This window comes from cyanobacterium endosymbiont of Epithemia turgida isolate EtSB Lake Yunoko (genome assembly GCF_000829235.1).
Lineage (GTDB): Bacteria > Cyanobacteriota > Cyanobacteriia > Cyanobacteriales > Microcystaceae > Rippkaea.
Genome location: NZ_AP012549.1, coordinates 2,403,605 through 2,416,942 on the forward strand (window position 1 = coordinate 2,403,605; position 13,338 = coordinate 2,416,942).

The 13,338-nt window shown below is 32.0% G+C and carries 7 protein-coding genes and 1 pseudogene; 6 read left to right on the forward strand and 2 right to left on the reverse strand.

The annotated features are described in order from the left end of the window. Entirely contained in the window at positions 1 to 333 is a 333-nt protein-coding gene (locus ETSB_RS07490) for a DUF2103 domain-containing protein (protein ID WP_044107216.1), read from the forward strand. Positions 334 to 2,436: 2,103 nt separating this feature from the next. Here ETSB_RS07490 and ETSB_RS07495 read toward each other — a convergent pair. Continuing rightward, a complete protein-coding gene (locus ETSB_RS07495) occupies positions 2,437 to 5,154 on the reverse strand; it encodes a CBS domain-containing protein (protein ID WP_044107217.1) in 2,718 nt (905 codons plus the stop codon). Positions 5,155 to 6,405: 1,251 nt separating this feature from the next. Between ETSB_RS07495 and ETSB_RS07500 the strand changes: the two genes are divergently transcribed. Next, positions 6,406 to 7,101 (forward strand): hypothetical protein, encoded by a 696-nt coding sequence (locus ETSB_RS07500; RefSeq protein ID WP_052470645.1) that lies wholly within the window; start codon positions 6,406 to 6,408, stop codon positions 7,099 to 7,101. A 35-nt stretch (positions 7,102 to 7,136) separates the two neighbouring features. Further along, entirely contained in the window at positions 7,137 to 7,817 is a 681-nt protein-coding gene (locus ETSB_RS07505; protein WP_044107218.1) for a TIGR04283 family arsenosugar biosynthesis glycosyltransferase, read from the forward strand. Positions 7,818 to 9,415: 1,598 nt separating this feature from the next. On the opposite strand, the pseudogene ETSB_RS09420 reads toward ETSB_RS07505, so the two are convergent. Further along, positions 9,416 to 9,701 (reverse strand): annotated as a pseudogene (locus tag ETSB_RS09420) (type I glyceraldehyde-3-phosphate dehydrogenase); the annotation flags it as partial. Between the two features lie 246 nt (positions 9,702 to 9,947). Between ETSB_RS09420 and murC the strand changes: the two are divergent. The 3 genes from murC to ETSB_RS07520 all read left to right on the forward strand — a co-directional run bounded on the left by murC (position 9,948) and on the right by ETSB_RS07520 (position 12,947). Beyond that, positions 9,948 to 11,438, forward strand: coding sequence for a UDP-N-acetylmuramate--L-alanine ligase (gene murC, locus ETSB_RS07510; protein ID WP_044107219.1), 1,491 nt, complete (start codon positions 9,948 to 9,950; stop codon positions 11,436 to 11,438). 141 nt (positions 11,439 to 11,579) lie between these two features. Then, positions 11,580 to 12,506, forward strand: coding sequence for a UDP-N-acetylmuramate dehydrogenase (gene murB, locus ETSB_RS07515; protein WP_044107220.1), 927 nt, complete (start codon positions 11,580 to 11,582; stop codon positions 12,504 to 12,506). A gap of 96 nt (positions 12,507 to 12,602) precedes the next feature. Then, positions 12,603 to 12,947 (forward strand): YbaB/EbfC family nucleoid-associated protein, encoded by a 345-nt coding sequence (locus tag ETSB_RS07520; RefSeq protein ID WP_044107222.1) that lies wholly within the window; start codon positions 12,603 to 12,605, stop codon positions 12,945 to 12,947. The last annotated feature ends 391 nt before the right edge of the window (positions 12,948 to 13,338 follow it).

A 13,338-nucleotide genomic window follows, 5' to 3' on the forward strand; every position in this document is an offset into this window, starting at 1 on the left:
ATGATGAACAAATCTAAAGGACGGCTTGTTTGGAATCATTCAACTCACCTTCAAGGACTGATTCCTATCCTTGAAAAGTTGATTAATTGCACTGGAATTACTACGGTTACTCCCGGGGTAATCAGTTGTTCTAAGAGTCACTATCCTTATTTAAAGTTACGGATATCTGTTCCCGTTCGTGGCGGTTATAAGGTGATCGCAAGACAAGGAAAAACAGTTCAAGAAGTATTTATCGTTACAAAGTTAAGTCGTCAAGAATTAGAAACTGCTATTAACACAATTATTGAATTAAAGTTTAATAGAAAAAATAACACTCTTCACATAAGTCGATAACGTTCAGTAGTGTTTCATAATATAGATAGTTATAAATTATTCTAAACTAGTAACTCTGACGACTTCGGCATTAAAAATTGAGTTTTAACCCACTATGGGATAATTGACATTGAACCTGATTTTTGAATCATAAATATCAGTAAGAATTACTGAGACAACTTAACTTTTCATTTGACAAATTAGTAATTGTCTATTTACTGCAATTACTAATTTTTTTTGGCAAGGACTATAAGCTCGACTTTAGGAAATATAACAGTCGTGTTTTCTGCTTAATTTATGTTTACAACTATATTTTCGGGCCCGGTGATAATATTACTCTGATCCAGATAGAATTATAGAAGCTCACAGTTAACTAAAGAATTAAAGCTAAAATAATTTTAGCTTTATTTAAAATTTTTGCAAAGACGAGGTTATTCATAGTAAGAAAAGATTATTCATTATCAATAAAAATCACCTTCTTTAAGAAGAGGACTGATCATGATTACCTTTTGCGTGAGATTTTAGTTTATTACATTAGTTAAATAGGATTTATATTCCAATAAATTTATGACAATCTTATGCATTTTTATTTTAGACTATTTCCCTTCTATATATGTTTAGTCCATAACTAAAAAACACTAGGATTTTATCCTAAGTGTGATTTGATAACTTATATTACTGCTATTATCAATTGATATGGATCTTAAACGTTTTACCGACTAACCAATAATTAATCTAAATTTTATATTTAAATTTTTAAAAAAAGAGAATAATTAGAGAATAAACCTGTTAATTTAACCTTAATTAATTTATTGGTATAATTTATTTTTTATGTATTTAAATTGGATTAATAAGTAGCACAATATTTATTACAAATAATATCAATATATAAATAAAAATCTTAAATATTAAATGAAATTATTATACTTATATACAACTATGATAGTGATTACTTTTATTGGTATTAATCTACAAAAATAAATATGATTTTTAATAAAAATTTTATTAAACCTAAGAAATTGACATGTGTTATTTAACACAATTTTTTATATATCAAACATAATATATAAATATATAGTATATACATAAATATAATTTTTATATAACTTCATGATAGTTACTAATTAAACTAAATATAAGCAATATACCCATATCTAAAATTAGATTATAGAGAAAAATCAGTAACTAACTTTTAGTTTAGAGATTAAGCCATTCCTGGTCATAAAAATAAAAATTTAGTTAATTCTCAATTTATTGCACAAAGAAGTTCAATTGAAACAACATCAACAAAGTATAGAATTTCTAAAATAAGTAGATAAACAATAGAATTAATTGAATGTATTTATAAGCTTATTAAGCTGTACAGGTGTAATTAATATATGATACAGTGCATTAAATAAATTTACGAAGCGATTAACTTGAATGAGTTATGATTACATTTTCGTATAACAGATAAGTTAAGGAAAAATTTTTTGCATATTAGGGTAACATATAAATATTTCCATTCCCGATAAGCTTGTTGAATAATTGAAGGTCACGCTTCAGTCTCTGCAATGGCAGTTGTTTGAATTTGTTTGATCTCTGGTAAAAAGGAAGGTGCATAGTTACGCCGGGGGCGTACTTGCTAAGCTTTACAGGTTCAATTGTTCCTAATGCTTTTCATCAGAATGAATTAGAAGATAAAGAAAAATAGTGAAAAGATAGTTAATGAGTTAAGTAAACAGTATTTACTTTAATTGTTTATAAGATATCATAATAAAATTTTAAGAAGTGGCGATTAAAAGTCAATATATACGAATGAGCCGTTTAATCCGTAGCGAAGTTACACGATGTGTAAAGTGTTTATATAAAAACAGTACTCATTCAAAATATATAAATAGAAAATAATTTAAACAAGATAGTTATTGTTGACATCTAGGAGGGAAATTGTAAAATTTATATAACTTGAAAGTGTCTTATAATCTTAGCAGTAAATACCCAAATATTCAACTTCTTAGTCTTGGCATTAACTACAATGTTGTCGTCTTATTTTAAACTTCTTTTCTAGATAAGTAAGAACTATTCATTCATTTGACAGAAGATAGGGTAGTAACAATTTAAGAATTGTAAGTCTATATAAATCGATTAATCACTCATCATTTGTTTAACTAAGTTTTCTGCTTCTTCCTTAGTTTTAATTTTTTTATCTAAAGAAGCAGTCAATAACCTATCTAAAATAATTTTGTATGTAGGACCTGGTTTGTAACCCATTGCTTTTAAATCATTGCCATTTAATAGAGGCTGAATATTAGACCACTTTGTAATATATTGCCAAATTGTACGACGAATTTCTTTAGAAGAACGAACCGCTACTAAGATTAAGGTAGGCAATCTATATAAATTAAGTAATCTAGTTTTTTCACTTATTATGTTATTTTTTAAAAGCTTTTTTTTAATTTCTAACTCGACTTCTGACAATACTTTTAAGCGTATAATGCTATCTTTTGGTAATTGAAAATCAAGAGCAATTTTAATAGATTCTACTGTATCTAGTTGACTAATTAATACTTCTAAACGAAGTAACCAATGTTCTAAATTATTTTCAGGATCAAGATATTTTAACCAACGGGAAATATAGCAAGTTTGCCACCATAATATATCATCTAAAGCTAACTTAGAATGTAAACATAGTAAAGCGTCTAAATCAGCTAATAATTTTAAAGCTTGTTTCCAATAATGAGCTTCTAAAATAGATTTTAATTCTATTTTTAATCTAGTTTTTAAGGCAGGAACTGCATAATTTTTACTTTTTAACTGTTTATAAATGCCGCTTTTAATAGCATTGTTAATATAAGCTTTTGTTTGGGGTTCAATTTTAAATCCCAACCGCGCAGCAAAGCGTACTGCCCTATAAATTCTGGTAGGATCTTCAATAAAACTATTAGCATGAAGTACTCGAATTTGACGCAATTGTAGGTCTAACATTCCTCCAAAAAAGTCTAATAATTCCCCTTCCCTTGGGGATGTCAACCTAACCGCTAGAGCATTAATTGTAAAATCTCTACGATATAAATCCTGATGAATAGAACTAGCTTCAACTTTGGGGTTAGCTGCAGGATAAGGATAAAATTCTGTTCTTGAAGTGGCAATATCTACCCATAAAGACCCTAATTGGGGATCTCTGTCCCATACTAAAGCAGCTGTTTGGAATTCTCCATGTACTGATAGTCTAGCATTTGGGAAAGTTTTTCGTAGGGTCGAAGCCAATTCAACCCCAGCTCCCACACCAGCGGAATGATGAAATCCATCGACGACTAGATCAATATCCTGCAGTAATAACAATTTCTCTTCTTCTGATAAAAAGAAATCTCGGACTGCCCCACCAACTATATACAAATGCCAGCCCCGTTTTTTTGCTTCTTTTGCAGCGAGTTGTAATAATTTCCATACAGGAGAAGATAAACGCTGACTAATAGAAGGTAAAAAACAAGAAACTAAGGGAATTGGGTTACTATTTTTATTTTTTTTTTCTCTTCGAGCTTGATAAATTTGCCGTAATAAATCTGTTCTGGTAACAATTCCTAATAATTTATTGTTTTCAACAACAGGTAATCTTTCCACGTCATTAGTTACCATTATTGATTCAATTTCAGGTAGTATAGTATCAGGAGTAATAGTTTTAAAATACTGTGCCATATGTCCTTTGATTGGGGCGTGACTAAGTCCATAATGGAAGGCTAAATCAATATCTCTACGAGAAATAATGCCCACTAAGTACTCATTTTCATCTACTACTGATAATCCCGAATGGCCATAGCGAAATAAGATTTTTTGCGCTTGTTCTATAGTTGTTTCTGGGCGAATTGTTTTAACAGGAGAAGACATTAAATCTCTAGCGGTTAGAGGGTAAGGAATTTGGGCAATAAATTCTTGCAATAACTTATCTAAAGTACTTTGAGGTTCTACCTCCTGTAGCATTAAAGAACCAGCTTGTTTATGTCCTGCTCCCTCATAAGATTGAAATAATTGCTGAAGATTGGTTCCCTCAATTCTGGTGCGACCAATAATAGTTAGTAACCCCTTTTTATCAGGTTTATTGTTACGACATTTATCATCAAAATAACCTAATAATAAGGCATCACTTTCAGTTAATTTAATTAATAGTTCAGCTAAACTAGATAACCCAGGAATATAAGTTTCTGTTTTCAATAAAACTGAAGTAATAGTGTAACCTCTAATTTCAATTTTTTGAAAATTTTCTAACGCTTTTTGCAATAATTGTTGTAGTTTTAGAGAAAACCTAGGATCGCAATATTCATCAATAGTTTTTACATTTGCTCCTCTTTCCATTAACCAAGCTAGGGCATAGGCATCACGGGAAGTAGACTGAGAGAAAGTAAGAGAACCCGTATCAACATGAATACCTAAGGCCATCACCGTTGCTTCGATAGGGTTAGGATGAACGCTTTCTCGTTGCATTCTTTCCACTATCAGGGTTGTAGTCGCCCCGACAGGTTCTATTTTAGTGAATGTAGAGGGAATGTCTGAATATGAATTAGTGTTGAGATGATGATCATAGATTTCAATAGTTTTGATGTGAGGTAAATCAAACCAAGAGGACACTGTTCCTAGGCGATCACATTTTTGACTATTCACTACTATTAGAGTACGAATTTGTTTAGGATTAATGATATGCAGTTCAATTAGTGCGAATTCGTCTCGGTAAAGGGCTAAAAAATCTCTAACTGCTGGATGTGCGCCCCCGGTAAGGACAATTCGACTATCTATTTTGAGACAAGAAAGTCCTACGGCTGCCCCTAGTGCGTCAAAATCTACGTTTTGATGACATAAAATTAAATCCATAGTTGGCTTTAATGTATTTATCTTAGTGAAGATAAATTATAAGATAATTTATCTTTAACCTCAATTTTTAAAATCTAATCTATAAAGTATAACCCGTCAGGTAAATATTTTTTGATAAAATTTTCTAGCATTAAATAATTGAAGTTAGCGATCATTTTAATTGTCGATTTCCAAATATAAAATAATTAGCTTGACTCTAATTAAAATGTTAAATATATAAAAATATAACTCTTCTATACTAAAGATGATGTATCTATGATTAGTAATTAATGACTTCTAATATTTTTATTATAACTGCGTTATTCAATTCCATAAATTTGGCTATTACAGAAATATTTGCAACGAGCATACAATTTAACTCACTCCATATATAAGTCATATTTTTTCTGAACAATCCTTCTCATTTAGTCTTTTTTATAGGGTTTTTTATAAAAATTAATTACCTTTCAAAGAAACTCTATCTTTGATCGGTACATTACATAAAAATCTTAATATTTAAAATATCTATTTATGAGATAAGTAAAGCTCTCTACATATTTATCTAAAAATTCTATTTATAAAAGGTAAAAATAGAACTGTATTTCGTATGTATTAATTCAAATTTTCTGACTTAATTTATTGTTCCTAAAAAATTACAATATTGACTCCTTATTTTCTAGTTATTTAGTCAATAAAGTATTTATAGTTTCATTGCAATAATTAAATATTTATATATTATTATGACTAATTAGATAAAAATCTGTTTATATATTAAATATAGTTTTAATCTATAAAGTTGGGGCATTAAAACGTTATAATCATTATTAATCTACTATCTACATCTGTAGAAGATCTTAAGATTACAGTCCCAACAAAAACCATAGTTAATTAATGACCCTGAATTGACAAGATTACCGACTATATAAATATTTTTTAATATATAAGCTATAGGTCATTGATACAAATACACAATTGATAATACAGGTGCAATACGTAATAAATTCATTTTGCGATTCCATTTGGTTACACTAAAGTATTAGCGCCCAAACTATTCTGCAGAATTTAACTTGTCGATAAAAAACTTCCTGGAAAAATCTTAGAACAGCTCGTGTAAAAATCCTTAAAGTATAAGGCAGGACTTGACCAATTAACGATATAGTGAACATCAGAACAATTTTTCGTTAGGCTACCTCGGTGACACAGGTTTCATTTTGGTCTAGACAACGCCAGTATCTTCTCTCACCTTCATTGTTGAAATATTTCAAGAGTTCAATGACGACTATCCTGACTCAAAGAAGATGGCGTAAAAGGGGATTATGGTTAATGGGGTCAACCGGTCTAACCTTTATGGTTGCTTGGAATGGGAAACTAGTACTAGCCACCACCACAGGCGTTTTCTTAATGAGACTAGTGTATCAAATTCAAGGGGGAAACTGGCAACGTCGATGGTCGTACTACCGTGAATTTCTCAGAGGATCTTCAGGTAAATTAATCCTATCAGTGAGTAGTGGAGGTTTAGGGGCTATAGTAGCCTATATTGCTGCATCTGTCTGGGCTAATTCTGGAAACCGTTGGTTAGCTATAGGATGTATTGCACAAGGGATAGGAACTCTACTTAGCTTTGGATTGTTGCTCTGGCAAATTGTTCAAGTTAGAGAGAAGAGCTATGAAAATCAATTTAATCAATGGATATTAGATTTAACTAGTGCTGATCCTCTTAAACGATTAATTGCTGTTAAAAGTCTGGGAAATCTTTTGAATAAACAGTGGTTTAACCATCATTACCACCAGCAGCTTAGAGATTATTTTAAATTAATGTTAACCAAAGAAACAGAATCATTAGTCCGTCGAGGAATTTTAGAAGGATTAGCAACGTGTAACGAGCAACAAGTACCTAATTTAAAGAAAGATACAACAATTAGTCTAAAGAAAAAAAAATTTATAATCCATAAGGAGCAAATTATATAATATATCAAAGAATTAATATTATATATTAAGATTGAATGATAGAAATTAGTATTATTATTCCGGTGTTAAATGAAGAAACTTTCATTTTAAAAACTTTAAATAATCTACGTACAAATGAAGCTATCGAGGTGATTGTTGTTGATGGTGGAAGTCAAGATAATACCGTTCAATTATTGCAAAATATGGGAGTAAAAATAATAAAGCTTACTCAAGCTAGTCGATCATTACAAATGAATCAAGGGGCATTATTGGCAACTGGAAATATTCTTTTATTTCTTCATGCAGATACTATATTGCCAGAAGGATATGATGAGCTAATACTTAATAGTTTTTCAAACTCAAAAATAGTTGGGGGAGCTTTTAAATTAAAGATCGATCTTTCTCTATTTTCACTCCGTTTAATTGAAATTTTAGTTAACTGGAGATCACAAATTTTTTCTATTCCTTATGGTGATCAAGGAATTTTCGTTAAGACCTCAGTATTTCGAGAAATAGGAGGGTTTACAAATTTTCCCATCATGGAAGATTTCGAGTTTATGCAAAAACTCAACAAACGAGGTAAAATCGTCATCGTATCAGCTAAAGTGGTGACCTCTGGCCGTCGTTGGCAAAAATTAGGAGTAGTTAAAACAACGCTCATTAATCAACTGATTATTCTAGGATACTATCTAGGAGTTTCTCCCAAAAAATTAGTACAATGGTATCGAGAAAAATAACAAATATATTATATATAAATAATATCTATAATAAAAAATTAATATTTTTTGAAATTAGTAGAAAATAGAAATTATTAAAGTACATAATGTTGCTATTGTTTGTTATGACTAAGACAGAGATCAAAGATTTTGCTATTAAAATCCTTAAATTTTTAAAAATTAATAAAACTAGCTTAGAATACAAGAATATTACAAGCTAGTTTTAAGAGTAATAGATTCAATATATGAGTAAACTTTTTTTGTCCTACTTATGAGATTTAGTCAACAAGAATATTTGGGACTAAAATAGATTGCCTTTAATGTGTAAAGTATATAAAAAATTATTGCTATTGCTAATTTAGACTTAAAAGTAGCTCAGATTATAACTCTTTATAATCTCTGAATTAACAAATTAAAAACGCAGTTTTTAATAAAATAGACCAGTTGTATTTTAAATTTGATAAAGAAGTTGACATTTGATTACATACTTTAAATATTACAGTAATTAATAATTAAGGAAGAAACAATAAAACTTTTAATTAATGGGTTTTAGTATAATCAATGGTATATAGTATGACGCCAAAAGTAAAGGAGGACATTTTATTAAAAAATCTTCTTAGTTTTATAATTGGATGACATTAGATAAAAATGCAGAAATATATAGAAAAGATAGTTTAAAAGTAGGACCGTGATATTTCTTTTATATGTTTATATACTTGTCTATGAGCCCATCCTATCTTTATTTTTCAGACTATTAAAGGACTAAGAGATGTGATTTTTATCTCTTTTGTTTATTAGTTTATAGAAAAAGTTGACTATATATTTTGAGAATCATAAGGAAAAAATCTTGATTCTATTAGATTAATGGTGTTTTTTATTCATATAAAGTATACACCCAGGCTAATTATAGCTATACATAAAGGGTGATAGTTACTGTTCTTTAAGAACAGATAAATAACAAAATTATTAGTAATAAATTCTCAATAATAATTTTAGATATTGAATAGTGTATTTCATAAACTTGAAGTAAAATATATAAATTTTTATCTAGTAAAATTAAGAGAACAACTCGACATTATTAATTAATGACAGAATTTATAATCATATTAATAATAGACTTTATAAAATGAGATTGGCAAAAACTCAATAAGCTCAAGAATAAAATATTATTCCCCTATTTCAAGCCTTAGATTGGTTAGAAGAAAAGTAATCTAACTCCTAAGTAATCTAACTCCTGCAACATAATTATACTATCAATTAAATGAAGTAGGCCAGCAATTATTCATTGGCGCTTTTATTTATTTTGAATCTGATATGTGTCATTTATTTTGACTATAAAAATACCGTATATTTAAGGATTATAGTTGATGAAGATATGTACGATAGCTACATCAATTTTCTTTTCTTATATCACTAAAACTCTTGATTTTAAGCACATTAAAAGGTTTTTCATAAAAGTTATAAACCAATCAATATTAAGGAAATTGTACCCATGGTATCTAAGATTGATTTGACTCAATTCCATAGAAGAAATTATAGACTTATTTTTCTAAAAATATCAATATTATAAACAATTTATCAAATAATCAAGTGAGGAAAACTAAAAACAACTGCCTCTATCACCCAATACAATAACAATCCTTAACTTCGTTAGTGTCTACAACCCGTTGAGAATAACTCCACTGTCATACCAAGCAACGACTTTAACCATGTCGTTCTCCATTACCATGGTTAAGCTAGAATCAACCATAGAAGAATGATCAGTTACATGATAGTCACAGAAAACTACAAGGGTAAGTCATTCTATAAAATAATGCCCTTCATAGAACCCTGAGAAGCTTCTCGCAATACATCATTCACTCCTTCGACAAGGGTACTTTTTTTCTGTATGACTAAGTCCACCAATTTATTTTTTTTTTACCGGACAAATTTAGTCATGAATAGGAAACTTCCAAGATAATAATGACAAAATGTAGAATAAATCTAACTTTAACTCCTTTTTAGCTATCCTGATTCAGGTAAAAAACAGTACCAAACATCATAATTAATAAAAACACAATTGATGACCAAGTGGTCAGTTTTTGATATCATAGCCCGTAATTAATAAGCAACGACGTTTTGTGGTAATCGTGTGGTGTGTTAGGAGATGTAATGGTAAAAACGGTTGATTTTAGTGGACGGCCTTTCCATTTCATCGGAATCGGCGGGATAGGGATGTCGGCTTTAGCTTATGTTCTAGCTAAGCGTCAGATTCCCGTATCCGGTTCCGATTTACGATCGAGTCATATTACAAAAAGATTGCAAGAAGTTGGAGCGTATATTTTTAGTCGTCAAGAGGCGACTAACCTAGAACTCTTTCATTCTAGCAACGGACAAATCACTGAATCTGTCCTACCTTTGGTCAATAATTTGACAACATCTTTGGTTGATAAAAATGGACATGATCATGAATTGAGTCCGAAAAGGATTTTAACTGAACAGTTACCTCAAGTTATATTTTCAACAGCGATTGCTCAAGGTAATTCAGAATATCGGGCCGCCCAGGAAAAGGGATGTCCGATTTTCCACCGTTCTGATGTTTTAGCCGCTTTAATTACAGATTATCAAAGTATTGCGGTAGCTGGAACTCATGGGAAAACCACTACTAGCAGTCTTTTAGGTTACGTACTGCTCAAGGCAGGACTCGATCCAACTATTATCGTCGGAGGAGAAGTAGATGCTTGGAAGGGTAACGCTTACTTTGGTTCTAGCAAATACTTAGTAGCTGAAGCAGATGAGTCTGATGGCTCTCTAGTGAAATATTTTCCCAGTATCGGAATTGTCACTAATATTGAACTTGATCACCCGGATCACTATAAAAGTCTAGAAGATGTAGTAAAAACCTTTCAGATTTTTGAAACTCAATGTGAAATATTAGTAGGGTGTGTTGACTGTGAGACAGTGAGAACTCAGCTAAACCCGACTATTACCTATAGCCTTGATCTTAATCAAAACGCAGATTACATTGTCAAGGAAATTACTTATAGTCTTGAGAACACAACGTTTGAAGTTTGGGAAAGAGGGCAGTTTTTGGGGCAAATGTGCCTAACCATTCCAGGAAAACATAATGTTAGTAATGCTATGGCTACTATAGCTGTAGGGCTGCAATTGGGATTGGAGTTTAAGATAATTGCTGAGGCATTAGCTACCTTTGGCGGAACAAAACGGCGTTTTGAATACCGGGGTCAAACCCATGGTATTACGTTTATTGATGATTACGCTCATCATCCTAGCGAAATCAGAGCTACCCTCTCGGCAGCTCGTTCTAAGGTTGAGCAAAACTCTCGTGTAGTTGCTGTTTTTCAACCTCATCGTTATAGTCGTACCGCTGCATTTTTAGAAGAATTTACTACTTCTTTTCAAGATGCGGATTTCATTGTTCTAACCGATATTTACAGTGCAGGGGAAGCTAATGTTGCTAACATCACAAGTCAAGACTTAGCTAATGAGATTAAACGTCATCATGGTGATGTGATTTATCAACCCTCTTTAGAAGCTTTAATTGAATCTCTTCCTAAACTTTTGCGACCTGGAGACTTAGTTCTGTTTTTAGGGGCGGGGAATCTTAATCAAATTATTCCCCAGGTAATTGCTGGGTTTTGAAGCATCTTATCACTCTTAGGGGTTCAAGTTTTTTTTGATATTTAGTCTTAACTCTATTTCTCAGACCCTTGTGTCTGGAAACAATTTGAATAATTTTTAGTTCACCGTCTTCAATTGACTTCCCATTAAACTAATAAACTAATGATTAAAGCGTTGTCTTCTCCAATACGATTGCCCGTGGCCAATTGTCATATTTTCCCTAATTTTTCTCTAGCTAATCAAACTTCCTATCGCGTAGGAGGTGAAGCTCGATGGTATGTTGCTCCCCGTACTTGGGAGGCTCTACAAGCCACCTTTGAATGGTTTCAAAAGCAAGATATTCCTCTGATACTGTTGGGGGCAGGTTCTAATCTTTTGATTAGCGATCGCGGAATCGATGGCTTAGTGCTAAGCACCCGCTATCTACGTTATCGTAAATTTGACCCTGAAACAGGGTGTGTTACTGTAGCGGCTGGTGACCCTGTAGCTAAAATTGCTTGGCAAGCTGCTAAACATGGTTGGCGCGGCTTGGAATGGGCTGTAGGCATCCCAGGGACTGTGGGAGGAGCAGTGGTAATGAATGCGGGAGCTCATCGTCAATGTGCTGCTGATTGTTTGATCAGTGCAGTGGTGGTGTCTCCTGATGGCACAGTAGAAACTCTTACATCTAAAGACCTTGATTATAGTTACCGCACCTCTTCGTTACAAGGAGCTGAGAAACTTGTTTTAGAAGCCACTTTTCAATTAAAGATGGGGTTCAGTCGTCAAGAAGTCATGACAACTACTCAACACAATCTTCAACAACGTAAAAATTCCCAACCTTATGATAAACCCAGTTGTGGGAGTGTGTTTCGTAATCCTACTTCTCATGCTGCGGGATGGTTAATTGAACAATTAGGCTTAAAAGGATATCGTATTGGTAACGCAGAAATTTCCCATCGTCATGCTAATTTTATCCTTAACTGTGGTCAAGCTAAAGCGCAAGATATTTTTCGCCTGATTTATCATGCTCAAGAACAAGTAGAAGCTCGTTGGTCTTTATTACTGGAACCAGAAGTCAAAATATTAGGTGAATTTTCTGCCTCCTAAGGCTGTAGGAAACACCACAGGAATACTAAGATTGACTAATGGAGTTCCCTATTAGGCTCTAGCTCATTATCATTAAAATCAATACTCTTAAAAGATATGACAAAAGGACAAGGATTTGGATTTGGATTAGGCAAAATTAGAGAATTACAAGAAGCTTTCCAAAAAGCACAACAAGTTCAAGTTGGAGCGCAGGAACTTCAAAAACAATTGGAGGAAATGGAAATCGAGGGAGCTTGTGGGGGAGAATTGGTTAAAGTTATCATGAGTGGCAACCAAGAGCCTCTTTGCGTTGAAATTACCCCAGACGCGATGGAAAAAGGAGCCGATAGTCTTTCCCAATTAGTTACTGAGGCAATGAAAGATGCTTATGCTAAGTCTGCCGAAATGATGCGAACTAAGATGGAAGAACTTACCAGTGGTTTGAATCTTCCAGGAATGTAGTTCTTAATGGCTTACAATCGAATAAATCCGTCCGAGTAATTGAAGTGCTCGGACGGATTTATTCGATTGGTTGGAAGTCACTGAGAAGCACACAATATACCATCTTGCTTTTCTTTGCAGAGACTGTTCATTTAGTAGTTTGTTCAATTTTTTTGCTCCAAACTCCTTCACATTAACCAAATCAGAAACTCAGACAGCAAGAAACAGCCTTTTCAGTGTACTTAGTTGCAATTATTAAGCTAATCACTCGTACTAATGGAGCCTAACAGATGGAAATAAAACGGACTAAATGGGGGTTAACTCTGTTTAAAATAGTTACTCTTCGAGACAATTTTTTCGAGACAATTTTATCAATGCTATTGTCAATACCTTTGTCTGAGAGACTTTTTGG